Here is a 25,578-nt window from a genome sequence, read left to right on the forward strand (position 1 = left end):
AAAATCGTCAACCCAAAATCGAATGACTCATCCAGCCTCTAAACATGGAATTTCTAAAACTAGTTCAGGCAAAGGTAAATTTATCTTTCCTGAGTTTATCTGCATGGCCATTTAGCCATCTGGGGATCGGCAATAAGATTTATTTTGGGTATGCGATCGCCATTAGCATTGTTGTTGGGGGTACTGCTATTGGGGTTATTGTTGGCGATCGCCACTACAACAGTGCGAACCAGCAGAGAATAGTTGTTCGTCAAGAACGCAAGCAGTTGAATAATTTGCGAAACACTGCTTTGAGCTTCCAACCAATCCCAGAGTTTTCTCCGTATCTTCAAAATCCGAAAAATTTTCAGCAAGCAAAATCAGCAGCGATTCAGCGCATTGCCAAAGTCAAACAATTGCTCAGACAAGTCAATTCCTCTGCTTCAACTTCATCAATTAAAGCTCTCAAGCCGCTGCTTGGGAAATATAACGGCACATTGGAAAACTTCACCCAAAGTTTAGAAATAACTTTGCGTCAGATTGAACCATCAACTTTAAATTCAAGGAAAGTAGCGAAAGCCAAAGAATCACTGACAGATTTGACTACGAGTGAGATTTATACGAAGACATCGACATTTCTAGGTGAGCTAGCAATTGTAATTGAAACTGCCGAACAGCAAGAAGAGAAAGCAGAAATAGCCTTACATCAGGCACAAACCTTGAGAATGCTAATTATTGTTGCCAGCATGGGTTTGAGTACAAGCATTGCTTGGCTGATGGCAGTCTACACTAATCGAGCGATCGCTCGTCCCATCCAAGCAGTTACTGATATTGCTCAAAAAGTCGTCCAAGAATCTAACTTTGAATTGCAAGCATCCGCAACCACTAGCGATGAATTGGGGAAATTAGCAACTTACCTCAATCAACTTATTCATCACATCAAAACTCTTTTAGCAGAACAACAAGAAACCAAAATATCCGCTGATGCTGCCAAGAGCAAATTTCTAGCACATATGAGCCACGAACTTCGCACACCACTAAACGGTATTTTAGGTTACGCCGAAATTCTCCAACGCTCTCAAAACCTTACTAAAAGAGAACAACGAGGCATCGAAATTATTCACCAGTGTGGCTCTCATTTATTGACACTCATTAATGATATTCTCGATCTCTCCAAAATAGAAGCAAATAAACTGCAACTCCACCCGACAGATTTTCATTTGCCCTCTTTTTTACAAGGAATAGTAGAAATTTGTCGACTTCAAGCCGAACAAAAAGATATTGAATTTAATTATCAACCTCCAGATAATTTACCCTCTGGTATCACTGCTGATAAAAAACGACTGCGGCAAGTTCTGATTAATTTGGTTGGTAATGCCATTAAATTTACTGACACAGGTAGCGTTACATTGCATGTAAAAGTCAGAAAAAACCAATCATCATCACACGTCTATATTCATTTTGCGATTGAAGATACTGGTATAGGCATAAGTCCTCAGCAGTTAAAAAAGATATTTTTACCCTTCGAGCAGCTAGGAGATGAGAAAAGTCAAAACGAAGGTAGAGGATTAGGATTAACTATTAGTCAAAAAATAGTAGAAATCATGGGTAGTTACATACTTGTGAAGAGTGAGTTAGGTAAAGGTAGTGTTTTTGAGTTTGAAATAGAATGCCCGATAGCTGATTACTGGACAGAAAGCAGTATTATTACAAGTACTGGTAAAATTATTGGTTATTCTGGCAGTAAAAAGCAAATACTAATTGTCGATGACAGTTGGGAAAACCGTTCATTAATTGTCAATATTTTAGAAACTATTGGGTTTACAGTTATAGAAGCAACTAACGGACAAGAAGGTTTAGAAAAAGCTAATCAATATCAGCCAGATTTGATTATTTCTGATATAGCAATGCCTATAATGGATGGACGAGAAATGCTATCAAAACTGCGAGACTCAGCCAAGTTAAAAGATACTATAGTAATTCTTTCTTCAGCCAGTATATTTGATACCGATCGGAACAAGAGTTTAGCAATAGGAGCAAATGATTTCTTGGCAAAACCAGTAAAAATAAAAGAATTATATCGGTCTTTATCAAAGCATTTACAACTAAATTGGATTTATGAAAAAACAGAAACCAATCAATTAAATCATCCCGAAAAAATATCTAAAATACAAATGATTGTGCCGCCAGAATCTGAATTGATAATGCTAATAGAGTATGCGAAGAAAGGACAAATCAAGGGAATCCAACAAGAATTAGAAAAGCTTGCAAAAATGGATAATCAATATCAAAAATTTGTTGCAGAATTAGATTGTTTAGTCAAACGCTTTAATATTCAAAAGATTCGCCAGTTTTTACATAAAAATATCAAGTTTTAATTTTTTATATACTTTATTTGTAACTTATGTCACTCGAAATGGGAAATAATCTTGAGCAAGAAATAGAAAAAGTCAAAAATACTGAGACTATTTTAGTAATTGATGATAGTCCAACTAATTTAGAAGTACTATATTCTGCTTTAAGTAGTGCAGGCTATGAAGTATTAGTTGAGATGGATGGCATGAGTGGCATTGAACAGATTAAAAATAATCCACCTGATTTGATACTATTAGATATTATGATGCCAAAATTAGATGGGTTTGAAACATGCCGCTTATTACAAGCAGACCTATCTACAAAAGATATTCCGATTATTTTTATAACCGCTCTTGCAGATATAGAAGAAAAAGTAAAAGGTTTAAGTCTAGGAGCAGTTGATTATATTACTAAACCATTTCAACAAGATGAAGTTTTAGCTAGAGTTCACTTGCACCTAAAACTTAGACGATTAAATATAGAGTTAGATCAGCAAAAACAACTCCTAGAAAAACGAGTTGAAGAAAGAACTGTGGAACTTTATCAAGCTTTGGAACAACTTAAGAAAACTCAATTACAACTAGTACAATCTGAAAAAATTTCTTCATTAGGACAGATAGTTGCAGGAATTGCCCATGAAGTTAATAATCCCATTGGCTTAATTTCTACTAATTTATATTACGCCAAGCATTACGTAGGAGAACTAATTAACTTGGTGAAACTTTACCAGAACAATTTTCCATATCCAGGTCAAGATATTGAAGATAGAATGGAAACAATGGATCTGGAGCATGTTCTCGAAGACTTGCCTAAACTAATTTCTTCAATGAAACTAGGGACTGATAACATACGCGGAATTATGCAGTCCCTGCGAAATTTTTCACGCGCTGACGGAGAACAAAAAAAGTCTATTGATATTCATGAAGGAATAGAAACAACTCTGTTAATTTTACAGTACCGCTTGAAAGCTAAGACTAAACGTCCCGCCATCCAGATAGTAAGAGAATATGGTAATTTACCTAAAATAGAATGCTATCCTGGACAACTCAATCAAGTATTTATGAATTTGCTAGTCAATGCAATTGATTCTTTAGATGAGTCATTTGTCATTAAGAAGCAGTGCGTTGCGGAGGTTCCCTCCGTTATAACACCTGCCGTTCATTTATCATTAATAAAAGACAAAGATCAAATGACTGTGGACAAAGGATTATGTACAAATCCTCAGATTCGGATTTGTACTAACGTAGACAAAGAACAAGTAACAATCAGCATTTCTAATAATGGCATGGGAATACCCGATTTATTTCCAAGTCAAATATTTCCGCCTTTCTTCTCGACAAAACCTAAGACTAAAGGGAATGAACTAGGACTGGCAATTAGCTACCAAATTATTACTGAGAACCACGGCGGAAAATTACAATGTATTTCATTACCAGATAAAGGAACAGAATTTATAATTCAGATTCCGTTGTAAAAATCTTAAATTTGTAGGGTGCGTTAGCGATAGCGTAAGGCACCATATACAGCAGGGAACAGGGAACTCTTAACGGGGAACAGCCTTGAAAGCCTCTTGGTATATAGCTTTGTTCTTAAAATTTGTACCTCATTTACTTGCAATCTGCTGTAAGAATGGCACTTACTTAAGGTTTTTATGGAGCTAACTGGGGATTACTAGCGTGTCGAGGTTTGGTCATGAGAGGATATGATTTGGATCGGCTCCAAGTCTCATAATCTTTGTTTAGTACAGACCGGCAGACTTTTTTAGCCTATTCTCTCGCATGTAGCGATCGCTTAAGTAAGTGCCATTCCCTATTAGGGATTGAAACCTTACTAACAAACCCAAATCTTAACAGAAATACTCTTTTATTCTTAGTGTCTTAGTGGTTCAAAAATTATCTTTTTCACCACAAAGACACAAATGTGTAAGCAGCCTCTAACAATTTTTGAGTAGCTACAAACTATTCTGATAATTATTATTAATTCATAAAAATGCTGAGTAAGTATTTCTTAGTGCTTGTTCTATCGAACCAACCCTATTGAAATCCCGGATGAGTTGATGAGCTTTTGTTTCCCGCTTGTTGAGCATAACTTTCAGCGGTGCGAGCAAATTCACATCTGGATCTTCCCCAAGAGCAACTTCAGCAGCTTGCAAAACTTGTGAGGCGATCGCAAAAATATCTTGGTTGTCAAACCCTTGTTGTGCGGAAAGTTGGTGCTTGGCTGTGTCTGGTACTGTTGCTCTACCAGGTAGTGATTTATCTAAAACCAGACCCTTTAATAAAGCCAGCAATGCAGCATAAATAGAAAAATCATCACAACTATCGAATGCTTTAAATTCAATCCGACCCACTTCCGCGGGAATGCGTGCTATTTTTGTCAATGAAGGCGCAGCCTGAATTAGTTGTTCTGATTTTTCTACAAATACCATCGCTGCTGGTCTTTGACCTGTTCTAATAAATGTCCTCACTGATAGTCCTTCCCACAAACCGCCTTGGTAAAAAGGAGAACTATAACTAAAAGGAACTATATAGGAACTGTAATAAGTCAGCTTTTTGCCAATCTCAATTACACGTTCATAAGGTAAACCTGCTACAGAAATATTCAAATCTGGGCCATAGGTCAACATGGGAATATTGGCAGTTTGTTTTTCCGGAGAAGTCCGCCTCCTTTTAATTTCATAATCATTTAATGGAGGTTCAGGCTTAAAAACTGCATGGTAAGGATTACAACTTATCAAAGCCGGAGAAAAGCCAAATTTGGCAGCGATTTCTTGCAGCAAGTAAAAACTTTCTGTAAGTTCAGTAATAGTACTTTGAATATCAGAGTTGATTGTGGTTCTGATTTCTATACCTTTAGGAACGCATTCGATCACTTTTTCTGAATCCGCAAATCTTTCAAATCCCTCTATATACCACCTTTTCTTTTTAATACCAGCGTCGCCAATGCGTAATTGAGGATAGTCATTGGGATAGGTCGGTAGCTGTTCAATAATTTGATTAAAATCAGCAAATTTAATGCTGGAAAAATCTGCGAACTTTCCTTCAGGAGTCAGAAAAGCAACTTCATGCTCGATGCCAAAATAAAACATTATTTAGACCTTGATTGAATAATTTATTAATTAAAAATCAACCTAATTTAACTAATGCTAAGCGATAGGTATTTCGCAAGGGAGGAATGTGTGAGAACAACAAACGATTTAATAAGGAAAAACGTTTTAAATATTTAGCTGGTAAATCTCTAAACGTACAAATCTCCATGATTTGATAACGGGAGTCCCAATCTTTCAATTTGCGAATATCTGAGATACTCCAATCAAAGTTTGCCGAAGTATGTTTGAGTGCATCATGTCGTTTTTGATTCTTGACTAACAGCGGTGATATCGAATCAAAAGCAAACAAAGAACCGGGAAACTCTCGCAAGAGATTAGCAAACAACTGTTTAACTTGATGTTCGTTAAGAAACATCAGCACACCTTCCGCCACAAACATGCAGGACTGTGTACCAGCAGCTTTAACGCGCTCAAACCAATCTGTATCCAGACAAGAAGCTGCGATAAATTGACGCCGTTCTGTTTCAGCAAAAAACTGCTTTCGCAATGCCATCACATCTGGTAAATCTAAATCAAACCAACGTACTTTACCGTTATCTACTCGTTCAAAGCGCGTGTTTAGTCCTGTACCAATATCGACAACCGAACCTTGAGGATGTTTTTGAAGGTAAGCGCGTACCCAATTGTCAATGAGCATTCCTCGCAAACAAGCGCCTATTTGAGAGTTGTTTGCAGTAGCGAATTTATCAAAATCGTAATCAATCGCTTCTAGAATCTCAGCCGATTTCGGGTCTACTATGATGGGGTCGGCTTGCTTGATTTCAGCAGTCCTAGCCCAGAGGGGAATTAATAGTGTTTCTTGAACCACACCAAGGTTAACTTTAGTTTTAGTCATGATATCCTTTGCTTGGAACTTTAATTAAAAAAATTCTCAGTAATTTTAGCATAAGAAAAATAAAGAAGAAGCTAGGAGGCAGAATAAGTGAGATTTTTCATGTGTCGTGGGATGGGTAGCCACTCATTAGCTACTTAAAATGTTTGCTAACAAAGGCAACATTACAAGAATTCAACACAGGCTAGTATGGACTTGGGAAAAGCTAGAGGCGTGAGTTTATGACAAGTGCTGTTCAATCTCCCTACAGCAGTGAACAAGTTGCCGCTTGGCTGCGGGGATTACTGACTATTGCTTGGGCAGATGGTGATTTTGATGACCAAGAAAAAGATTTAATTGCTAGTATCACTAAGGATGAACTGGCTCTAGGAACAAGCTTGGAATCATTAGATGTGATTGAACCAGAGGAATTAGCAGCTGTCTTAGGCAAAGGCACACCAGCAGCGGAAAATTTCTTACGTACTGCTGTTATGGTGGCGATCGCCGACGGTACTTATTCCAAAAGCGAAGACTACCTATTGCACCAGTTGTGCAAAGCTTTGGGAGAGCCAGACAATTTACTAGAAGCTCTGCGCCATACCCTAGAATACCATCCGCCAGAGCAGGTACAGCAACAGGTACAGACTCCATTAGTCATAGCACCCACAAAGCCTCAACTTGACGCACTACACCCAGTGCGCGAATGGCTGGATGGACTCGACATCGAAGATCCCAGAGTTGCCCGCTTTTTGTGCAAAATGATTCCCTCCCAATGTCCATTTGAACGGGATGTCAAGTTGTTTGGGCAAAAGATTGTTCACATCCCACCTTTATGTAAACTCAACCCGCTTTATGAACAACTCGTAGGTTTGCGCTTCCGCGCCCTCTCCTATCTGGCAGATGAATGTGGTGAGGATGTTTCAGAATATATTTAGTTAGTGGTTAGTGGTTAGTGGTTAGTGGTTACTTGGAACGACCAACAACAAACAACAAACAACGAACAACAACTAAACTACTAACTACTAACTACTAACTACTAACTAAGTCTATGCAATTTATCGATCAAGCAGAAATTGAAGTAGAAGCAGGTAAGGGAGGCGATGGTATTGTCGCTTTCCGGCGGGAGAAGTATGTGCCAGCAGGCGGCCCCTCTGGTGGAAATGGGGGAAAAGGCGGTTCGGTGTTATTACGTGCGGTGGAAAACCTGCAAACTCTGCTCGATTTCAGATACAACCATCGATTTAAGGCAGAAAACGGCGGGCGCGGCGGGCCTAATAACCGCACTGGGGCAAATGGAAAGGATTTGATTATTGAGGTTCCCTGCGGCACAGTTGTCTATGATGCCCAAACAGGGGAATTAATAGGGGATTTGGTAGAACCTGAGCAAACTTTAACGATCGCCAAAGGTGGCAAAGGTGGATTGGGCAACCAGCATTTTTTGAGTAACCGCAACCGCGCCCCCGAATATGCCTTGCCAGGATTGCCAGGGGAAATTAAACAGCTGCGTCTGGAGTTAAAACTGTTGGCAGAAGTAGGGATTATTGGGCTACCAAATGCTGGAAAATCAACATTGATTTCGGCTTTATCGGCAGCACGTCCGAAAATTGCTGACTATCCTTTCACAACTCTTGTGCCAAATTTGGGTGTGGTACGCAAACCGAGTGGTGATGGCACAGTTTTTGCTGATATTCCTGGACTAATAGAAGGTGCTTCCCAAGGGGCAGGATTGGGGCATGATTTCTTGCGCCACATTGAACGCACGCGAGTCCTACTGCATTTGATTGATGCTACTAGTGATGATGCGATCGCAGATTACAATACAATTCAACAAGAATTGCAGGCTTACGGGCGGGGTTTGTCAGAACGTCCCCAAGTTTTAGCGCTAAACAAGATTGATGCAGTCGATAGGGAAAGCGTAGATTTAGAAGCACTAGCAACAAGACTCAATCATCTTTCTCATGCTCAGGTATTCTTAATTTCAGCTGTTACGGGTACTGGTTTAGAGTTAATGTTGCAAGAACTTTGGTCAATACTCGATCAACTTGATGCTAAAGATGAACAGTTGGTCAATAGTCAATAGTCAACAGTCAACAGTCAAAAGTCTTTTCACTATTGACCATTGACTGTTGACTAATGACCATGTTGATTTGCTGTTAAAGTTTGCAGCCACCCTCAGCACAGTATGCTGAGTGATATGTACTAGAACGCTTGCCAAACAAGCTGTAGCGATGATCGCGGATTTGTTCATAAACTTTATCACCTACCCATTTCACTCCAGGCAAGGCACGATAAGCATCTACGAAAACATTACCCAATGGTAGTAATCGCCCAATTTCTTCAGCGGCTGCACTGCCTTGCCAGCGTCGATCTGGCGCGTTGGCATCAATCAAAATCATACCCAACTGGCAATCTTGCGGTGTGATTCCCCATTTTTGTAGTGTTTGCTCATCTTGCATCGGAATGTAGCGAAACAAGTTTCCTTGGTCTAGGGTTTCTAGCAATTGCACTAGGGTAACGCAAAGATTACAGTTTCCGTCGTAGATGACATAGTAATTCATGGCAATAGCGGTTGTCTATGCAAAAATTAGTGTATATTACTATTTGTAAACCTAATTATTAGGTTACTAAACGTCAATAAAAATAAATATAAGGGTCTTTAGTTGTTGTTTGTTCGTTATGAGCAATCACTGAGCGTGAAAAGTTAACCTTATCTTAAATACAGTATGGGCTAATATCTCAAACCCTATTGTTTGTTTCCGAGGCGATAACAATGGCAGAAGAGAAGATCTTAACTATTGATTTTGCTGAAGAAGACGCTTATGCAGAAATTCTGCCGCGATCGCCCCTAATGTCAAGTTACAAAGCCAAATGGGACGGTATCCGGCTAGATTATCATCAACAGCCCGGTCATAGTACTCCAGAACATAGTCCCAAGCAGCATGTTATTAGTATTAGCCTTGAGGAGCGCCCCGTCAAAGTAGAAAGAGTATTAAATGGACATCTCCACCATGAGTGCATTAACTATGGTGATATTACCGTGGTTCCGGCGAATAGTTATCATAAGTTGCATTGGGATCTGGAAGCAAAATTTTTACTCGTGAGTTTAGATGCAGAACTGTTTACCCGTGTCGGTTACGACTCAATAGATTTGCAAAATTACGAAGTTCTGCCACAATTAGCTTCTGCCGATCCTCTAATTCAGCATATAGGGCTAGCGCTCAAATCAGAGCTAGAGTCTGATGGTATGGGTAGTCGTATTTATATCGAATCTTTGGCGACTACCCTTTGCATTCACTTGCTCAAGAACTATTCTACATCTTTGGCAAAAATTTCTACATATTCTGACGGTCTTTCTCGCATCCAGTTGCGAAAAGCGATTGAGTATATTAACGAGAACCTCGAACAAGATTTGACACTTGCTGAAATCGCTGCGGCTGTGGGAATGAGTATGTATCATTTCTCGCGCCTTTTTAAACAGTCAACTGGTTTGTCACCTCACCAATACGTGATGAATTGCAGAATTGAAAAAGCAAAAAAATTATTAGTTCTAAGTGAGGAAACAATTAATCAAATTTGCCAGCAGGTAGGTTTTCAAAATCAGAGCCATTTTACAAGTGTTTTTCGCAGACTCATAGGTATAACGCCAAAAGTTTACAGAGAACAGGTCAAAATTTAGCAAGAGAAAGGAGAGATAAGTAAGATGGGGGATGGGGTGATGGGGTGATGGGAAGAAGAGTCAAGTTTTATATTCTCCCCACCTCCGTTTCTCCCCCTCTCCCACTCTCAAGAACTCTCCCTTGTCTCACCCATAAAGACAATTTCTGAATACTGAACTGACGTTCTAGTCGTCTGCTGCTCTAGTTTCAATTGGCGGACGTTTAATTTCTCCCTCGCTGTAACCTAGTTCGTACATACTAGCAGCTTGAGAATCTTGTTCTGGTGGCACTTTGGGTTGTCCAGCCCAAGCATCAGATTTTCCTAAGTTAAACCAATCTTCATCAGTCATCCTAGAGCCGAATGTGTTCTGCGTTGTTTTGTTCATAAAAACCTCGCGGGAACGTCGAAAAACCGTGCATGGACGGCACGGTAGGAGACGGACGCGGGGATTTATTCCCCGTGACAATCAACCTAGTTGATACTTATTATTTAATGTTACTCATCTAAAAGGGGCTGGTAAAGCAAGAATGTGATATTTTTGGCAAGAAAAGGCAAGACAAAAGTATAGAAGTTAGCTAAACTCATCCTCAGTAAATGAGAAAGCGGTGATGAGATACAAACTCTTGGGTAAAAGCGGGTTGCGAGTCTCTGAACTTTGCTTGGGAACCATGACCTTTGGTGAAGAGTGGGGTTGGGGAGCATCCCAAGACGAAAGCCGAAAAGTCTTTGATGCTGGGTAAATACAACCGGCAAAGTCAGGGAAATGGCCAAGAACAAGGGCGACTCTCAACTACAGGGGAAGGAACTATTTCGGAACGCGCTTTAGCGATCGCAGAAGTTGTTACCCAAGTTGCCCAAGAAATTGGACTTTCACCCTCACAAGTAGCACTTGCTTGGTTACGCGCTCAAAGTGGCGTGATTATCCCAATCATCGGTGCGCGTAAGGTATCGCAGATTAAAGATAATTTAGCCTGCGTTGATATCACTCTCTCACCAGAACATCTGCAACGCCTGAACGAAGTCAGTCAAATTGAGCTTGGTTTCCCTCATGACTTCTTGCAGAATGATGTAATGCGCGATCGCCTCTTCGGTGGTACATTCAACCTCATAGACAATCATCATGCTTATGGATAGTGGTTAGTGGTTAGTGGTTAGTGGGAAGAACCAACAACTAACTATCAATCCTACCTACTAACTACTATCTACTATCTACTATTTACTAACATTTTGCTTAGAATGCAATTATTTTATAGCGCCAAGAGAAAAATACCATCTATCGTCAGAGAGTTTCGTAAAGCAAAGCAATATCTGTAAACTCGTCTTGTCGAGCCAAAAAGAGAAAGAGAGTGACAACCATGAGTAAAAACGACCTGTCATCACGTCTTTATCCCAGCCGCATTGATATTCCTGCTGATGCACGCACCAAAATTGTTGAACTGATCAACCAAACTCTAGCAGCTACAACGGATCTAAAAACTCAGACAAAGCAGGCGCACTGGAATGTCAAAGGAACCGATTTCTACCAACTGCACGAATTGTTTGATGAAATCGCAGATGAGTTAGAAGAGTTCATTGATATGTTTGCGGAAAGAATTACCGCTTTGGGTGGCTATGCTTGCGGTACAGTTCGCATGGCAGCAGCCAGTTCTATATTGCCAGAATATCCTACTGATATTTTGGATGGTATGGAACACGTTACAGCTTTGGCAGAGCGTTTTGCACCTTACGCCAAGCATATCAGACAAGCGATCGATACAACTGATAACTTAGGCGATGCTGATACCGCAGACCTTTACACCGAAGTCTCTCGCACCATTGATAAACGACTCTGGTTCTTAGAAGCTCATTTGCAAGCAGCAGCACTCAAGCCAGGAAATGGTACCGCAGCAACCAAAACTCCAGAGAAAGCTGGCGTTAAATAACTAAGACAATTTAGTTGAAATATCAGCAAATTGGTAATGCGTAATATAGTTAGTGGTTAGTAGTTAGTAGTTAGTAGTTAGTGGTTGATGGTTGGTTGTTTGTTGTTAGTTGGAAAGACTGGCAACAAATAACTAACTACTAACAAATTCTGTAGGGTGCGTTATGGCAAGCCTAACGCACCATTATTTTATATATACTTCCTTGACTGTAAGTTAATGTAACAGCATCAAAAGAACAGTATCTTTTTGGTAATTACCTTACTTTTAAGTATCTACTTTTCATTTCCAAGTCATATAATCTAATATTGAGATAGGTAAAAACCAGGGTAAAAATAAATAACATTTTTGCTATTTAACAATATGATTGAACCCTGGTTTCACACATACAATAGTTTGACTTGTTAGCAATACATCTGATTCAAATTGCTAACAACTACTGCAAGACTGCTGCACTTTGCTAAGAAGCTTGATTTAGGCATTTCTAAAACTACATAAACAATGAGGATTCACGTATGTTTTCAAATGCTAAAACTCATCTAATTCACGATAGAAACGCACGTGGTCGCACTCAAACAGGCTGGCTTGATAGCTACCATACATTTTCCTTCGGTAGCTTTTACGATCCTAACCGCATGGGATTTCGTTCTTTGCGTGTAATTAACGATGATCGCGTTGTTCCTGGTGCTGGTTTTGCTACCCACGGTCATAAAGACATGGAAATTTTCACCTACGTGCTGGAAGGTGCGTTAGAGCATAAAGACAGCTTGGGTAATGGGTCAATAATTCGTCCAGGGGAAGCACAAATCATGAGTGCTGGAACTGGGATTTTACACAGCGAATTTAATCCTTCTCAAACAGAACCAGTCCACTTCTTGCAAATATGGATTCTTCCCGATCAGCAAGGACTGCAACCCAGGTATGACCAAAAAGCTTTCCCCATTGAAGAAAGGCGTGGTCAATTACGTTTAATTGCTGCTAAAGATGGACGTGATGGGGCTGTGAAAGTTTTTCAAGATGTTGATTTATACACATCTATTTTGGAACCTGGTAATGTTGTTAATTATCATCTCCAACCAAATCGTTATGGTTGGTTGCAAATTGCTCAAGGTGTAGCCAATTTGAACGGTGAAGAACTTAGATCAGGTGATGGTGTGCAAATGAATGGCGAAGAAAAACTTGAAATCAGCACTGATGTTGGTGCAGAAATCTTGTTGTTTGATTTAGGTTGATGTGGCTGGGATTAGATCCCTCCAACCCCCCTTTTTAAGGCTTGTCATTACCAACATTTCTAAAGTGGCTGTGTAATGAAATCAGCAGCCCAACACATATCTTGTAATCTCAACCAACCTCGCCATAAGGTCTGCCCGGTTGGCAGACCGCCAGATTTACGCCCAAATTTCCCCTTCACTGTCTGTTCTCAATAGTTCTGGCAGAGGTTCTACATCCGGCGTTGTGATTGTCGTTGCTACGCAACCAAGGTATTTGTCCTGCTAGTCCCAAGATTTGTGGATTAACTGGTATTGGTGCTACTGCTAAACAACTATGTAGCATAATTCTTCGACCTTTACCATCACCGATGTGACCTAAGCCCTAGACTTGCCGAGAATGCGTGTAATCAAGCTCTGAAAAAGATGTTGGTAATGACAAGCCTTAAAAGGTAGGGGTTCTCACCCTCCCGTGATACCTTGATAGCTAATTGAAACTTCGTTCGCGGCTATTCCTTTTGCTGAGCAATAAACATTTGCACAAACTTGCGAGCATCGGTCTGTGTTCGCTGCGTCCAGTGATAGACAAAAACTGCTTGCCAGTCAGCTTCCAAAAACTCACGCAACAGCAAGCGTTCTGTTTGGAGCATCATAATTAATTTTTACAAGGTTGTCCGTTGGGGGTAGCGTCGGGATAGAAGGTAACGATCGCTTTTTCTTTCCTAACAAAAACAGTAGAGAAAGTTTTTCCTGTCTCCCAATCCCGTACATTATAAATACATGCTCCCTCAGTATTTCCTTGGAGTTTAAAGATTTTAGTTGCATCTAAAAGCATTTCTTGGGCGTTGCTAAGGTAGCCGTAGCCTTTAATCACATCTGTGACTTTACGGTTCCCCTGGTTAATCACCACACCCATTGTATAAATTACACCAGGAACCACTTCTTCCCGGGCTTGATTATTCTCAAGGCGTCCGCCAATGCCTTGATTTTGCAGTTGCAAGTATCTACCGTAAAAATGCAAACCGCCTATGTCATTTTCGTTATATATTTCGCCACAAAAGATGTGTTCAAACCCCTGTCGTTTAAACCAAATATTAGTTAAATCTTGCAAAAATTCTGATTTTGTCTTTCTACCCGGACGCAGTTCACCGCCAGTCACTGTTTGCAGTTTGTCTAGGACATCTGGATAGTAAGATAAAAGCCGCTGAAATTGATTGGGACTAACTCTTGTACCGATAGAACCACAAATATTTAAAACTGCTTGGTCAAAAGCATTTAGCTTTGGTGGAGGTGGTGAGATGTCTAGCTGCTGTCCTGGTGGGAAACCAACAGGAACAGGGTTGTCTTCACGATCAAAAAAGGGCAGAAGTTTGTTATCTTGCTGTTGAGCAGCCACTGGACTGTGCAACCAAAGTGGAACAGCAACCAGCGAAATAAACAATCCTATTCTTAACCACATTAAGTTAATTTTAATCTCTTGGTAGTCTTTTTCATCTGGCGCCATTTTTGTTGTAGTCTTTGCAAGTTAGGAGCATGACCACCATAACGCCAGCTGACATAGGCTTGACAAATTTCATCTATTACCTTAGCCGTTGCAGTCGCATGATGCTGATATGAAATTTTGCCATACTCTAGGGGTGTTTGTGCCGGATGTTTGCCCAAACCTTTTTGGGATGTCCATTGCAGCATTTGTTGATAAAGGCTTTCCATCGGTGGTAATTTCCTCAAAGCAAAGCGATCGCGCCACTCTCGCCACCTATCCCAGCCTAGCCAACTTAAGAAAGCTATTGCTGTCGCCAAGATTAAGCCTGTTAAAACACCCAACCAACCTTGAAAGAATAAAGATAAAAACCAAGAAAAAGCCTTGCTAATCCAGGCGAATATAGCCCCAAATACATTGTTAAGTAAACCTGTCACCGGAGAGGGCAACCAGCCAGCAACCCAATCCCAAAACTGCTGTAGTGTGCTAAAAGTTTGATTCTCTTCTATAGAGGGGGGTATGAGGGGATGATTGGGAATAGGGTCAAAGGCGAACCAGCCATATTTAGGAAAATACACTTCTGTCATCGCATAGGCGTCAGTGTTGCGAACAACGTACATTCCCGTAAACGGATTAAACTCTCCAGGTGCAAACCCAGCCACCAACCGTGCGGGAATGCCAATAGAACGCAGCATGACTGTTAACACTGTGGAGAAATGGTCTGGGTAGCCTCCTTTGTGCTTAAACAAGAAAGCCTCTACCAAGTCTTCCTTTTCATCCAAATAAGGCAGTTCGAGGGGATTTTCTGGAATTGTGTAGTTTTGCTTCAGATACTGAGCTAGGTAGAGAACCTTTTCATAGGTTGAGTCCAGTGATTTATTTGACTTCCCGACTCTTTCTTGATTGTAGTTAGCTAGGATTTCTTCGGTTCGTTTGCGTACTTTTTCGGCTATTTCAGGAGGAATTTGCAGATAGTAATTTTTAATACTTGGTGGATATTTAGTAGAAGCTTTTCCTAATAAAGTCCGATCGCGGTAGGGAACTTCGGAAATAACTGTGTAGGTCATGCCTTCCGATAATTCCACAGGCGATCGCAATCCGTCTTCAGCATCGACGGCTAGCATCGGTGTCGGAAAGTAAATCTCCTTGGGAGATGCCATTGCTGGAATTAAATTGGGCAAATCCGACACCACTGTATAAGTTTGTACAATCTCTTTGGTTTGAGCAGCGCTGACAGGAGGATCTAGAAAAATTTGATAAGACCAAGGCGATCGCTTGATGCGTTTTACTTGCTCGTTACGTGAAATCTCCCATCCCTTTCCGGTGTAGCGGTCAAATCCCAGCACTCGCCAGAAACCTAAAGCTTGCGATCGCACCCGCATTACTACCTTGGGTGTCATCTCTCCCCGCAGGTTTTGGTTCATCTGGCTGTTAAAACCGTAATAAAAATTATTATCTAGCTTTCCTGGTTTGCCGGCTTGGCTGTTTCCTGTACCGCCGCTGACATTGCCTTGATTTTGAGTATCACCTCGGCGGACATAACCAGGATTGACAATTTTACGCCCTGTAAAATCGCCTTTGATTTCAATGGGAGAACTGACAGGAAACATCCGCAACTGATAGCCAGGAAGGCGGGGTAAAAGGGCAAAAATCGCCAGTCCCAGCCCAACAATCATCAAAAAATTAAAAATTAAAAATTTCCAATTCAAAACAACAGAGGAATTCCCCTGTTTAAATTTTTCATTCTGAATTTTAACCTGCTCCAGGCCGAGTCGGGAACGGTAATCTAGGACTAAAGTAGGCAGGGCGATCGCTAAAAATAATAACAGCAGTGGGGCAAACGCTAAAGTTTGACTCAGCGTAGCCGCCACACCCAGCAAAATCAACCCAATCAGGATTGAATAACCCAAATCCTTGCGACGGGGTATATCAAAGCAATGCAACACCTGGAGTTGAATTAATAATTCCGCCAAAGCCAGTCGCGTATCATTCAACTCTCCCAGCAATCGCCCTAAGAAAGCACCCAGTGCTACTAACATTCCTATGGCGATACAAAATTTAACTGAGATATTGCGATCGCGGCGACGGTAATAACTCCAAATAGAACCTACTATTGAAAGCGGTACTGCCCAGAAACTGAAGCCAGTTTCAGCTGCAATATCCGTCGCCACAATGCCCACAACCACCAACGCTAGCACTAACACCCGCAAGGTAATTGAATCTTCCACTTCTTTTACAGGCGACTGGAGCAAATTTTGCCGCCAGTCATGACCTAAAGGTAGACGCCAAAGACAACTCATCCTGGAAATGTTAAACATCGCAAATAGAAAGCAGCGGATAGGTATACAAGCAAAGCTATTATGTAGACGCCACTGACACAATGCGAGTGAGGTCAACCAACCTCCCTCGCATCACAATTTTCCTCCTCACTGCAGCTGTCCGTAGACGCCCTAATAACCGCTTTTTAAAAGATTGGCTCGGTTTCAAAACCAGGATGATATTCATTTCATAACAAGGGCTATTATCAAGTTCGAGTGCTAGCGAGAGCTAACTTTTAAGTCATTTTGTGGGAATAATCACAAATAACAACGGCTGTTGGTCTATTTCTTTCAACTCAATTGTCAAGGTGTAAGCCTCGTTCATCTGTGTGCAGCATAGTTCTACACTCAAGCTTCCCGGGCCTGAAGACTCTGCCCTTGCTTGAGAATCACTTCCTTGGAGCTTAATCACCCCTTTTGAAGGTAAGTGACCTTGAATTCGCAGTTTCGCCACCTGACCTTGAGATTGGTAAACTACCTTCAGGTTCAGGACGCCAACGCTAGTCAGCCATTGTCTTTCTAACAATGGATTTGTAGTTGAAATAGGCAGAGTTAAACTTTCTAGCAGTTGTTTAGCCGCCAGCAATGACAACGCCATTTGTTGCCGTGGTTGTAAATCTGAATAATCGCTATCCAGATTTGGCATTGCCTCTAGAGCATCTACAGATCTGTAGGGGCTCATTAATACGCATCCTGCTAGGTCGTTCAACACCTGAGATTCGTTAGGGAAAAAGCTCTCCACAGCCTGAACCAATTTTGGCCCTAAAGGCAAAGAGGATGTTATCAGTGCTTGACATTTGTCGAGCAATTGCCGGAAAATTTTCTCCGGTAGGAGCATCGGCAAGTTCAGCTTAGACTGCTGTGCCGCCCACCCCCAGGTAGGAACTAGCCCCATTGCAGACTCGTCTGCGTACTCGGGATAATCCACTAGTTGTGTTTCCCAAGGGAATAATGGTGGGTGGTCTTCAATTTGTACTTGTAACCGACGCTTAAGGACGGCTTGGAAACGTTCTTGCACAGTAGGAATTTCTCCCAATAGAAAGGTTTGGGGCTTGAATCCCGACTCCCGATCGCTACCTGTGAACGCAGTCAGATCTGGGAGAAAGTTCTCTGCCCCGTTATTGTCCTCACATTCGAGTTGTATATACTCTCCGGGTTTGGCTGCTTCTGCCAACAACCGAGAGAGTAACTGGTTTTGTAAGGATCCTGAGTCACTATTCATGAGTGGCAGCACTTGATCCGGATACTAGGGAGTTACGAATCTCCCAAGCTTGTTCAAGAATTTTAAACCAGCGTTTTTGAAGTTGTGCCATAGACAGACCTAAAGTTTTAGCAATTTTTTCATCGGTTTGCCCCTGCTGCTTTAGTTCTAATAAAGACCGCTGCTTTTCGTCAAGCTGTTCGGTGTATGACTGCCATTGTTGGGGAGTTAAGCCCAGGTTGGTTTGCAAATCTGCTTCCAACCATTCGTGAACTAGTTCCCAACGATGCAACAAAGCGAACCGAATTAAATGATACTTGAAGCGCTGCTGTAAGTAATCCCTCTGGCGAGGGGTTAAGCCCAAAATTGATTCGATTTCCTGTGCTGATAAATCTTGGAGGCGCAGAGCAAAGTAATCAGCGCAATCTGTTTGTTGCCGTTCTTCTAAATAATTCATTAATTCGGCAATTACAACCGAACGCAGCGTGTCTTCTTGGGGTTCTGGTTCTGTTTGTGTCGCCATCGCGCTTCGCAATTGCTGCACTGCTGGATCTTCCCAAGAACCATCAGCTTCGTTACCACTACCTTCTGCTGCCTGTTCTATGTCCACACAAGTTTCTGGGGGCTGCTGTTGCGAAAAGGTTTGGGCTCGAAGAATAATTAACTGTTGCTGACGCCCTGGTAGAGGAATCCGCCGTTTGCCATAGCGCTCGGTAAATGCCATGTACTCTGCTAATTCCAGCAGCGTTTTCGGACGATAAGATGGTTCTAGTTGGTTTTCTCGCCGGAAAGCGTTTAAAGCTTCTAGATAAAAACTTTGTAGGAAATCTTCAATGACAGTCAATCGCCCTTGATAGCTCAATTGTCTTTGCGGCGGATTAATGTAGCGATAAATAATTGCGCTCAAGGTACTATGTAATTCGACCCTGCCTCGATTTGAACCTAATTGGTAGTACCTCAAACACTGTTGCTGGCGATGCTTAGCTAGGGTCATTGCCGAATTTTCTATAGAACCGGAAGCTTGAATACGTTTACTCTCATTGCAAATCCGGTAAACCTCGGCAGAAATTCGCATTGCGACGTCGCGGCAATTCTGGTCGGATGCCTTGGTTGACTGCTGAAGTTCCTGGAAAAGGAATGGAAATATCGCCTCCACGCCGATAGAACACTCTCCCCGAATAATTGTGGTTGCGGCTGATTTCATAAGTCTCGTGTTTTAACTGACCCTAACATACATATTTACAACCTGTATGACTGCGGGTATTGGGTTAGGAGTTTTGCGTATAAGCTAAACGCAGGACAGTCCTGCCCTGAGGATTTGGCTGAATTTATTATTCCCAATTCTTGTTTGATTGTTCGCACAACCATTTGCAGTTATAGCCAATACCAAGAAGCAGATTACAGGTGATTATGGATTTAGAAACACAAATTCAATTGCTGATTGACAATGCACCCAAAGATGGTATTACACCAAAATTAGTTGCAGCAATTGCCCCTGCCCTCAGTGCGATCGCTCAAAAGTTAGGTCATCCCCAGTACTATATTCTCCAAAACTTGGATGAGAACTGGATCTTAACTACATTGAGCAATCGTGGAAATCCACCAGTAGAAAAGCAGGTAATTTATGCTTTTCCTACCATACAGGATATTTCCACCTCTTATAGTGCTGGGCTTGACCCTCAAGTAATAGCTGCCCCCATGCCTGTCACCCATATTTTGTTTCAGTTACTGGCATTAGAACCCGTAGATAGTATAGTGTTTTTTGACACTGATGGCACTAACACGCAAGAAATTGAAATCAAGCGAAGTGACTTGCAAAGTTTAGTTCAACAGGTTTTGCAACAAAATCGACCCAAAGGTCAAGTGCCCCCTGATATTGCCTGAGAGGCGCTGAGGTAAGGGACTAGAAGCGCTTAGGCTAGGGGCTAGTGTAAAAATATCCACTAATCCCTAATCTTAAAATTTCTAATCCCCAGTCCCTAGCCCCCAGTCCTTAGTATCTAATAAAGTCGGCTCAAAGTATAATCAGCAATCTTAATTAATGCTTGGCGTGATTCTGAGGGTCGAAGAACAGCAAGCTGCTCAACAGCCAACTTAGCATGTTGAGCAGCTAAATCTCGCGCTCTTTGGATACCTTGGCTATCATGAATCAGCGCTATTGCTTGCTCTAAATCACCTTCTTGGGCAAACTTTCGTTCAATCATTACTTCCAAGTATGGTTTTTCTTCTAAGGCAAATAACACTGGTGCTGTCAAATTACCACTTTTGAGATCTGAGCCTGCGGGCTTACCCAAAGTATCTGTCGAACTGGTGAAGTCTAAAATATCATCGACAATCTGAAACGCTAAACCTAGATTGCGACCATAATTATAAAAATGTTCGGCAGTTTCTTTAGAAACTTCACTGATTACCCCTGCGGCTTTGGAACTGTTGGCAATGATTGAAGCACTTTTGTAATAACTCTTTTTTAAGTAAGTTTCTATCGAAATACTTGTATCAAAGTGATTTATTGCCTGCTGTGTCTCCCCAACAGCGTAATCCATAATCACCTCTGACAGCAGTTTCACGACCTCCAAATTGTCCAGATTGGCTAGATACCAGGAAGCTTGAGCAAAGAAAAAATCACCTGCTAATACAGCAACTTTGTTACCAAACAAACTGTGAATTGTAGGTACCCCACGTCGCATCTCTGATTCGTCTATCACATCGTCGTGTACCAAGCTTGCTGTGTGAATCAATTCTGTGATTTCCGCTAGGCGGCGGTGACGTGGTGTAATGTCTTTATCGAGCATTGTTGCCCGCGATATCAGTAAAACAATTGCTGGTCTGATACGTTTACCCCCAGCTCCGAATAGATGTTCGGCTGCTGCATACAAGATGGGATGGTGATTCCCAACTAGCTGTTTGAGGTTCTCTGCTAGTATTTGCAGGTCTGCTTCCACAGGGGAAAATAGAGAGGTAGCTGGGGTCATGGATTGGCGGACTCTGGCTTAGGTTACGAAAGTTTACATATCCTATACTCATTTTAAGATAACCCAGAATCAGCGCAAAGTTTTCGTTAGGAAGTTCCTTATTTTCAAGACTTAAAAATATAAAGATACTAGTCTGTTTTTAAGCAGGACTAAAATTATACGATATAATTTATACATAATATATTTCTGTAAACGTTAAATTTATCTGGCAAAAAAGCAGTTTTTAATAAAAAATTAATTTTTTTACTAGAATCTACTATGTAAACCTGACAACAGGTATAAATTAATCTCTTACTTGTTACCAATAACTTATTACACATTAGTTATTTCTCATATAAAGAAAAATTGCCTAAATTGCTTAACTGTATTAATTTAGAAATTTTACAATTTAGCAGAAAAGTAGCCTGAAAAATCAGGGTTGTTGTGTTACGCTAAAATATAAGGATTTTAAATTTTTCCGATTTTCACTTCTAGATAAGGTAAATACAGTTAAGTATTTATACTTATTTATAGTGAATCTAAAGTTAGTTGTCGCAGATGAAACTATGAAAGTTATTTCATAGGTTACAGATGCGTTATACGGACTTCTTGGTTAGGAGTTACATGTTTCCATTAAGGAAGCAAAGTGGTCACATATCTTCAGCGCTATTTGCGCGTCAGTGTTGATCCTGCCAAACAGAGGTACGTGTCAAGTAAGGCAGACTGGGTAGACTGCTGAAGCAGTAGTTAAATCGCCTGTTGGTTATTTAACTGCTGTGATAGGTGTGGTCTGCAAAAAATCATATCAAAACATAGTGTATTGAGCGGAGAGAACGAGAGTTCTACCGTTAGTTTGGCATGTAATGTAGAAGCCGCCAAGTGAGTACTTGCCTGGCTGAATACCTGCTAATTGTATTGAATTTATATTTCCTTGATAAAGGCACTGGTAGCAAAAATGATTTACGGGAAGATGCCTATGATGATTTTTATTTTAGCTTCTGGATATTTGTTCACAATTTATCTACTATTAGCACTGGCAAAGCGAACAGGAAACAAAACTACTTCTACTAGTGTTTCTTCAGCTGTTGCAGGAAAGCACCCACAGGATATATCGGTTACACCGAATGTAACTGAAGCCAGTAGTTTACGCTAGTGGAGAGTCAATAGTCAAGAGTTCATAGTCATTAGTTTATAAACTATTGACTATGGACTCTTGATCGTTAACTAATTACTAGAAACAACAGTGTTGGGGAAGCATACTACCTCAACCATTGGGGTACAACCCAGCCATTGTGCTGAGGATTGAACAAACTGTTGTGGGCAACCACTCACAACAAAGCGAGTTGGTAAAGCAGGATAGGTATTTTTTAAGCTCAGTAGATCTAACTCTTTTGCACAAGCAGCCGCTACATGAACTGCTGGATCTACCAGCTTTAGAGAAGCAGGGATGAGCGATCGCAACACAGGAGCTAGGTGGGGATAATGAGTACAGCCATAGACTAAAGTGTCTATTTCTTGTTGTAGTAAAGGCTCTAAATAAGAACGCGCCACCTCTGTAGTGTAGGGGTCGTGAATGCGATTTTGCTCAATTAGCGGTACAAATTCTGGACAGCCTACCTGCCAAACTTGAGCTTCTGGATCTGCTTCGATAATAGCATGTCTATAAGCATTGCTCTTAGCAGTTGCTGGGGTAGCAATGACACCTATGCGCTTTCCATGCTGCACTGCTGCCATTGCTCCTGGTAAAATCAGTCCGAGAATTGGCATCTCAAATTCCTCGCGTACTATTTCTAATGCGAGGGCAGAACTAGTATTGCAAGCCATAATTACCATTTTCACCTGCTGTTGTTGCATCCAGGTGAGGATTTCTCGAACAAACTGGAGAATTTCTGCTTGTGAGCGAATGCCATAGGGAAGCCGAGCTGTATCCCCAAAGTAGATAATTGATTCATTAGGCAGTTGTCGATAGAGTTGTCGCAGTACCGTCAACCCACCCACACCACTATCAAAAATGCCAATTGGCGCACGTTGAGGTTCTTGAGAAAAATCGCAAAGATTGCCTTCAAATATAGACACAGACAAATTTTGAATTTAGAGTTTTGATTTAAGATACAGGATTTAGTAGGGTTGGTGGTTAGTGGTTAGTGGTTATTAGAACAACTAACTACTATCTACTAACTACTACTAATTACTACTTCCTTCATTTAGCAATTTTTACTACACTTTTATCTTTGTCGTAGGTATTCGAGTATACCATTAGCTATTGCCTCTGCCATACGGTTTTGATATTCTGGACTTCCCAATCTGGGGTTATCCTCTTGACCGGTCATATAACCTGTTTCCACTAAGATTGAGGGCATAGAGCTTTTTCTGAGGACGAAAAATCTGGCTTTCCGTACGCCTCGGTCTTTAAGGGTAGGGATATTTCGGAGAATATTATTGTGAACTACTTGTGCGAAACGGTATCCGCTGTCGTAATAGTAAGTTTCCAAGCCATTCACATTTGGGCGTTTATCAACGGAATTTGCGTGAACGCTGACAAATAAAGTAGCATTTGTACGCTCGGCAATCTCTACTCTTCCCTGCAACTCTACGAAATAATCAGAATCCCGTGTTAGCACTGTTTGAATGCCATTCTGCTCTAAAACAGCAGCAATTCTCTTGCCAATAGGTAGAACAACATCCTTTTCTAACAATCCACCTATTCCTGGTGCACCGGAGTCTTTACCACCATGTCCGGGGTCAACTACTATTACCACTCGTCCTCTGGGCGCTGGACGTGGTGGCTGTGGCTGTGGCGCACTATCAGGATTATCTACCACAGATCCTGGTGATGGTTGGGGGTTAGGTTGTGGTAAAGGAGGTAAAACAGCACCAGGACGATTGCGTTGTAGTTCCACAGACACGAACTTGTCGCCAATTTGGTTAACTACCCCTATTTGCACTCCCGCTGCGGGTTGGACATAGACAACAACAGTACGAGGATCTTGCTGTTGCAAGCGCACCCGCAGGATAGGACTGTTGGCATCCATGACTGGGCCTCTCACAGGTGTAGCCAATTTGGCATTGGGAACAGTAATGCGGAATAAACCAGAGGATCTATCCCAACCGCCACTTGCTGATAAATTGCGATCGCCTTTAATGATTAATAGCTTGCCAGTAGGACTAAGTTCCACAGCCTGAATTGTTGCCACTTCGTCGGTGGCGACGGGCGAAGGAATAGGACTTGGGCTGGGATTACTACCTAAACTGGGACGGTAACTATTATCTCTAGGTAATCTGACAGGACTACTATTAGGTAAAACTATTAAACCACCAACAGCACTTGTGCTTGCCCGCCAATCAGGACTGTTTTTATTCACCTGCATCAGCATCCTGACTGTGGGTGGTGTTGTACCTAATTCGGTGAATTGGATACTATTAACGCCATATCGATTGATACTTACATCTCGCTGTACTAAATTGGGTGACAAAGTTGCACCAGAGATATCAATGTTGATGGTGCTTTTGTCTTGACTGCGATTGACTTGAATCTGAGGGGTAGCACCATTAGTGCGAACAAAAAAACCATCGCCAGTGACTCTTACACTTTCTATTTGTGTTGCTCCAGTGCTAGCGCTGATTGTTGTTCCTTTATTCGCAACAATATTAGATGTATTCGCGGTAGTGTTAGAGGTATTTGTTGTTACTACACTATAAATATTTCGGGGAACAGTGGCGGCTGGCTGGAGTTGATTTCGAGGTACAGTGGTAGCTGGCTGGAGTTGATTGCGAGGAGCAGTGGCGGCTGGTTGGAGTTGATTTCGAGGAACAGTGGTAGCTGGTTGGAGTTGATTGCGAGGGGCAGTAGTGGCAGGTTGGAGTTGATTTCGAGGAGCAGTGGTGGCTGGTTGGAGTTGTGGTTGTGGTAATTGTACTTGCCAACGTTGAGCAGTTACCCCCTCAAATTTCACTTGCTGAGGGTCAAGGGTATAGCCAGGATTAAGTTCAACCACTACACGTGTGGTTTGTGGATTAAACTGTCCGATGCGGATTGAACGAATCGCACCACCGACTGACTGGACAAGCTGGGGACGCCCGAATTTAATACCTGGCAAATCAATGACCAACCGCGTCGGATTGAACATTAGTTGAGCGGTGGGTTGAACAGCACCATCAGTATTGATTTCTAACCGATTTTGATTGGCATCAAAACGCCAAGATTCCAAGTTCGCTGCATGTGCAGGCGAAGATAATAGGGAGGTACTTAAGACAATACCAGGTATCAACCAGTGCTGTAGTTTCACAATGTTTTCTCCTGATTCACATTCATACGAAAAGCGTTAATTTATCCAAGTGTTGGCTAATCCTCAAATTCTCACATCGTTACCACCCAAAATCTTAGCTTTTATTCCGATGTATCGGTTTGTACTTTATAAAGTGCTGCTTGATAAAGCCATAGCTAATGGCGTCAGACTTTAGCACGACTTTATAAATTGCGCTGTCGTAATAAGCAGGAAAAAATAGTCTGCTACTAGCAGCAGATTACACCAACAAAGTAATAACCAAAATTAACAACAGTAGTCAATTTTGGTCAATGATACGGTCGGT

24 protein-coding genes are annotated in these 25,578 nt (G+C 41.5%); 11 read left to right on the forward strand and 13 right to left on the reverse strand.

Going from position 1 to position 25,578, the window contains the following annotated elements; genetic code table 11:
- Positions 1 to 44 precede the first annotated feature (44 nt).
- Positions 45 to 2,357, forward strand: coding sequence for an ATP-binding protein (locus HXY43_RS06995; RefSeq protein WP_290881586.1), 2,313 nt, complete (start codon positions 45 to 47; stop codon positions 2,355 to 2,357).
- Between the two features lie 26 nt (positions 2,358 to 2,383).
- Entirely contained in the window at positions 2,384 to 3,808 is a 1,425-nt protein-coding gene (locus HXY43_RS07000) for a response regulator (RefSeq protein ID WP_290881588.1), read from the forward strand.
- A gap of 507 nt (positions 3,809 to 4,315) precedes the next feature.
- Here the strand turns inward: HXY43_RS07000 and HXY43_RS07005 are convergent.
- Both HXY43_RS07005 and HXY43_RS07010 read right to left on the reverse strand, forming a co-directional pair.
- A complete protein-coding gene (locus tag HXY43_RS07005; protein WP_290881590.1) occupies positions 4,316 to 5,422 on the reverse strand; it encodes a glutamate--cysteine ligase in 1,107 nt (368 codons plus the stop codon).
- 37 nt (positions 5,423 to 5,459) lie between these two features.
- Positions 5,460 to 6,278: a class I SAM-dependent methyltransferase gene (locus HXY43_RS07010; RefSeq protein WP_290881593.1), complete on the reverse strand. Its 819-nt coding sequence runs from the start codon at positions 6,276 to 6,278 to the stop codon at positions 5,460 to 5,462.
- Between the two features lie 218 nt (positions 6,279 to 6,496).
- Here HXY43_RS07010 and HXY43_RS07015 point away from each other — a divergent pair, with 218 nt between their 5' ends.
- Together HXY43_RS07015 and obgE are read left to right on the forward strand one after the other, a co-directional pair.
- Entirely contained in the window at positions 6,497 to 7,189 is a 693-nt protein-coding gene (locus HXY43_RS07015) for a Mo-dependent nitrogenase C-terminal domain-containing protein (protein ID WP_026735063.1), read from the forward strand.
- A 113-nt stretch (positions 7,190 to 7,302) separates the two neighbouring features.
- On the forward strand, positions 7,303 to 8,334 hold the full coding sequence (obgE, locus tag HXY43_RS07020) for a GTPase ObgE (RefSeq protein ID WP_290881595.1): 1,032 nt from the start codon (positions 7,303 to 7,305) through the stop codon (positions 8,332 to 8,334).
- Between the two features lie 73 nt (positions 8,335 to 8,407).
- Here obgE and HXY43_RS07025 read toward each other — a convergent pair whose 3' ends face one another.
- Complete coding sequence (locus HXY43_RS07025) at positions 8,408 to 8,812, reverse strand: thiol-disulfide oxidoreductase DCC family protein (RefSeq protein ID WP_290881598.1); 405 nt, start codon at positions 8,810 to 8,812, stop codon at positions 8,408 to 8,410.
- Positions 8,813 to 9,024: 212 nt separating this feature from the next.
- Between HXY43_RS07025 and HXY43_RS07030 the strand changes: the two genes are divergently transcribed.
- On the forward strand, positions 9,025 to 9,930 hold the full coding sequence (locus tag HXY43_RS07030; protein WP_026735066.1) for an AraC family transcriptional regulator: 906 nt from the start codon (positions 9,025 to 9,027) through the stop codon (positions 9,928 to 9,930).
- Positions 9,931 to 10,095: 165 nt separating this feature from the next.
- Here the strand turns inward: HXY43_RS07030 and HXY43_RS07035 are convergent, their stop codons facing one another.
- Positions 10,096 to 10,296 carry a hypothetical protein gene (locus tag HXY43_RS07035; RefSeq protein WP_026735067.1) on the reverse strand — a complete coding sequence of 67 codons (201 nt, stop codon included), beginning with the start codon at positions 10,294 to 10,296 and terminating at the stop codon, positions 10,096 to 10,098.
- 223 nt (positions 10,297 to 10,519) lie between these two features.
- On the opposite strand from HXY43_RS07035, the gene HXY43_RS07040 reads away from it, so the two are divergent.
- From HXY43_RS07040 to HXY43_RS07055, 4 genes are all read left to right on the forward strand, one after another.
- On the forward strand, positions 10,520 to 10,651 hold the full coding sequence (locus HXY43_RS07040) for a hypothetical protein (RefSeq protein ID WP_290881604.1): 132 nt from the start codon (positions 10,520 to 10,522) through the stop codon (positions 10,649 to 10,651).
- Positions 10,641 to 11,045, forward strand: coding sequence for an aldo/keto reductase (locus HXY43_RS07045; protein ID WP_290881649.1), 405 nt, complete (start codon positions 10,641 to 10,643; stop codon positions 11,043 to 11,045). Before HXY43_RS07040 ends, HXY43_RS07045 begins: the two co-directional genes overlap by 11 nt.
- 221 nt (positions 11,046 to 11,266) lie before the next feature.
- The gene (gene dps / locus HXY43_RS07050; RefSeq protein WP_026735069.1) at positions 11,267 to 11,833 is read left to right on the forward strand and encodes a DNA starvation/stationary phase protection protein Dps; all 567 of its coding nucleotides are present in this window, start codon (positions 11,267 to 11,269) and stop codon (positions 11,831 to 11,833) included.
- 512 nt (positions 11,834 to 12,345) lie between these two features.
- Positions 12,346 to 13,062 (forward strand): pirin family protein, encoded by a 717-nt coding sequence (locus HXY43_RS07055; RefSeq protein ID WP_026735070.1) that lies wholly within the window; start codon positions 12,346 to 12,348, stop codon positions 13,060 to 13,062.
- Between the two features lie 175 nt (positions 13,063 to 13,237).
- On the opposite strand, the gene HXY43_RS07060 is transcribed toward HXY43_RS07055, so the two are convergent.
- The 6 genes from HXY43_RS07060 to hetZ form a co-directional block, all read right to left on the reverse strand.
- Positions 13,238 to 13,384 carry a hypothetical protein gene (locus tag HXY43_RS07060; protein WP_290881608.1) on the reverse strand — a complete coding sequence of 49 codons (147 nt, stop codon included), beginning with the start codon at positions 13,382 to 13,384 and terminating at the stop codon, positions 13,238 to 13,240.
- Between the two features lie 163 nt (positions 13,385 to 13,547).
- Positions 13,548 to 13,691, reverse strand: coding sequence for a hypothetical protein (locus HXY43_RS07065; protein WP_155960534.1), 144 nt, complete (start codon positions 13,689 to 13,691; stop codon positions 13,548 to 13,550).
- Between the two features lie 2 nt (positions 13,692 to 13,693).
- Positions 13,694 to 14,497: an EndoU domain-containing protein gene (locus tag HXY43_RS07070; protein WP_290881651.1), complete on the reverse strand. Its 804-nt coding sequence runs from the start codon at positions 14,495 to 14,497 to the stop codon at positions 13,694 to 13,696.
- A complete protein-coding gene (locus HXY43_RS07075; RefSeq protein WP_290881652.1) occupies positions 14,497 to 16,818 on the reverse strand; it encodes a transglutaminaseTgpA domain-containing protein in 2,322 nt (773 codons plus the stop codon). The genes HXY43_RS07070 and HXY43_RS07075 overlap by 1 nt, the downstream gene beginning before the upstream one ends.
- A 259-nt stretch (positions 16,819 to 17,077) precedes the next feature.
- Positions 17,078 to 18,058 carry a PatU gene (locus HXY43_RS07080; protein WP_290881610.1) on the reverse strand — a complete coding sequence of 327 codons (981 nt, stop codon included), beginning with the start codon at positions 18,056 to 18,058 and terminating at the stop codon, positions 17,078 to 17,080.
- Positions 18,051 to 19,241: a heterocyst differentiation protein HetZ gene (hetZ, locus tag HXY43_RS07085; RefSeq protein WP_290881612.1), complete on the reverse strand. Its 1,191-nt coding sequence runs from the start codon at positions 19,239 to 19,241 to the stop codon at positions 18,051 to 18,053. Before hetZ ends, HXY43_RS07080 begins: the two co-directional genes overlap by 8 nt.
- 206 nt (positions 19,242 to 19,447) lie before the next feature.
- On the opposite strand from hetZ, the gene HXY43_RS07090 reads away from it, so the two are divergent.
- Positions 19,448 to 19,921 carry a hypothetical protein gene (locus HXY43_RS07090; protein ID WP_290881615.1) on the forward strand — a complete coding sequence of 158 codons (474 nt, stop codon included), beginning with the start codon at positions 19,448 to 19,450 and terminating at the stop codon, positions 19,919 to 19,921.
- 116 nt (positions 19,922 to 20,037) lie between these two features.
- On the opposite strand, the gene sds is transcribed toward HXY43_RS07090, so the two are convergent.
- Entirely contained in the window at positions 20,038 to 21,009 is a 972-nt protein-coding gene (gene sds / locus HXY43_RS07095; protein WP_290881618.1) for a solanesyl diphosphate synthase, read from the reverse strand.
- 934 nt (positions 21,010 to 21,943) lie between these two features.
- Between sds and HXY43_RS07100 the strand changes: the two genes are divergently transcribed.
- Positions 21,944 to 22,141: a hypothetical protein gene (locus tag HXY43_RS07100; RefSeq protein WP_026735077.1), complete on the forward strand. Its 198-nt coding sequence runs from the start codon at positions 21,944 to 21,946 to the stop codon at positions 22,139 to 22,141.
- Between the two features lie 71 nt (positions 22,142 to 22,212).
- Here the strand turns inward: HXY43_RS07100 and murI are convergent, their stop codons facing one another.
- Positions 22,213 to 23,070, reverse strand: a complete 858-nt coding sequence (gene murI, locus HXY43_RS07105; protein ID WP_290881621.1) for a glutamate racemase — start codon at positions 23,068 to 23,070, stop codon at positions 22,213 to 22,215.
- A 143-nt stretch (positions 23,071 to 23,213) separates the two neighbouring features.
- Entirely contained in the window at positions 23,214 to 25,274 is a 2,061-nt protein-coding gene (locus HXY43_RS07110; protein WP_290881623.1) for an N-acetylmuramoyl-L-alanine amidase, read from the reverse strand.
- Between the last annotated feature and the right edge of the window lie 304 nt (positions 25,275 to 25,578).

Origin of the sequence: Fischerella sp. (assembly GCF_013388695.1) — a bacterium.
GTDB lineage: Bacteria > Cyanobacteriota > Cyanobacteriia > Cyanobacteriales > Nostocaceae > PCC9605.

Excerpts from the sequence above, each read along its gene's own strand:
- HXY43_RS06995 (WP_290881586.1), top strand. The coding sequence starts at position 45 with ATGGAATTTCTAAAACTAGTTCAGGCAAAGGTAAATTTATCTTTCCTG.
- HXY43_RS07000 (WP_290881588.1), top strand. The coding sequence starts at position 2,384 with ATGTCACTCGAAATGGGAAATAATCTTGAGCAAGAAATAGAAAAAGTC.
- HXY43_RS07005 (WP_290881590.1), bottom strand. The coding sequence starts at position 5,422 with ATGTTTTATTTTGGCATCGAGCATGAAGTTGCTTTTCTGACTCCTGAA.
- HXY43_RS07010 (WP_290881593.1), bottom strand. The coding sequence starts at position 6,278 with ATGACTAAAACTAAAGTTAACCTTGGTGTGGTTCAAGAAACACTATTA.
- HXY43_RS07015 (WP_026735063.1), top strand. The coding sequence starts at position 6,497 with ATGACAAGTGCTGTTCAATCTCCCTACAGCAGTGAACAAGTTGCCGCT.
- obgE (WP_290881595.1), top strand. The coding sequence starts at position 7,303 with ATGCAATTTATCGATCAAGCAGAAATTGAAGTAGAAGCAGGTAAGGGA.
- HXY43_RS07025 (WP_290881598.1), bottom strand. The coding sequence starts at position 8,812 with ATGAATTACTATGTCATCTACGACGGAAACTGTAATCTTTGCGTTACC.
- HXY43_RS07030 (WP_026735066.1), top strand. The coding sequence starts at position 9,025 with ATGGCAGAAGAGAAGATCTTAACTATTGATTTTGCTGAAGAAGACGCT.
- HXY43_RS07035 (WP_026735067.1), bottom strand. The coding sequence starts at position 10,296 with ATGAACAAAACAACGCAGAACACATTCGGCTCTAGGATGACTGATGAA.
- HXY43_RS07040 (WP_290881604.1), top strand. The coding sequence starts at position 10,520 with ATGAGATACAAACTCTTGGGTAAAAGCGGGTTGCGAGTCTCTGAACTT.
- HXY43_RS07045 (WP_290881649.1), top strand. The coding sequence starts at position 10,641 with ATGCTGGGTAAATACAACCGGCAAAGTCAGGGAAATGGCCAAGAACAA.
- dps (WP_026735069.1), top strand. The coding sequence starts at position 11,267 with ATGAGTAAAAACGACCTGTCATCACGTCTTTATCCCAGCCGCATTGAT.
- HXY43_RS07055 (WP_026735070.1), top strand. The coding sequence starts at position 12,346 with ATGTTTTCAAATGCTAAAACTCATCTAATTCACGATAGAAACGCACGT.
- HXY43_RS07060 (WP_290881608.1), bottom strand. The coding sequence starts at position 13,384 with ATGCTACATAGTTGTTTAGCAGTAGCACCAATACCAGTTAATCCACAA.
- HXY43_RS07065 (WP_155960534.1), bottom strand. The coding sequence starts at position 13,691 with ATGATGCTCCAAACAGAACGCTTGCTGTTGCGTGAGTTTTTGGAAGCT.
- HXY43_RS07070 (WP_290881651.1), bottom strand. The coding sequence starts at position 14,497 with ATGTGGTTAAGAATAGGATTGTTTATTTCGCTGGTTGCTGTTCCACTT.
- HXY43_RS07075 (WP_290881652.1), bottom strand. The coding sequence starts at position 16,818 with ATGAGTTGTCTTTGGCGTCTACCTTTAGGTCATGACTGGCGGCAAAAT.
- HXY43_RS07080 (WP_290881610.1), bottom strand. The coding sequence starts at position 18,058 with ATGAATAGTGACTCAGGATCCTTACAAAACCAGTTACTCTCTCGGTTG.
- hetZ (WP_290881612.1), bottom strand. The coding sequence starts at position 19,241 with ATGAAATCAGCCGCAACCACAATTATTCGGGGAGAGTGTTCTATCGGC.
- HXY43_RS07090 (WP_290881615.1), top strand. The coding sequence starts at position 19,448 with ATGGATTTAGAAACACAAATTCAATTGCTGATTGACAATGCACCCAAA.
- sds (WP_290881618.1), bottom strand. The coding sequence starts at position 21,009 with ATGACCCCAGCTACCTCTCTATTTTCCCCTGTGGAAGCAGACCTGCAA.
- HXY43_RS07100 (WP_026735077.1), top strand. The coding sequence starts at position 21,944 with ATGATTTACGGGAAGATGCCTATGATGATTTTTATTTTAGCTTCTGGA.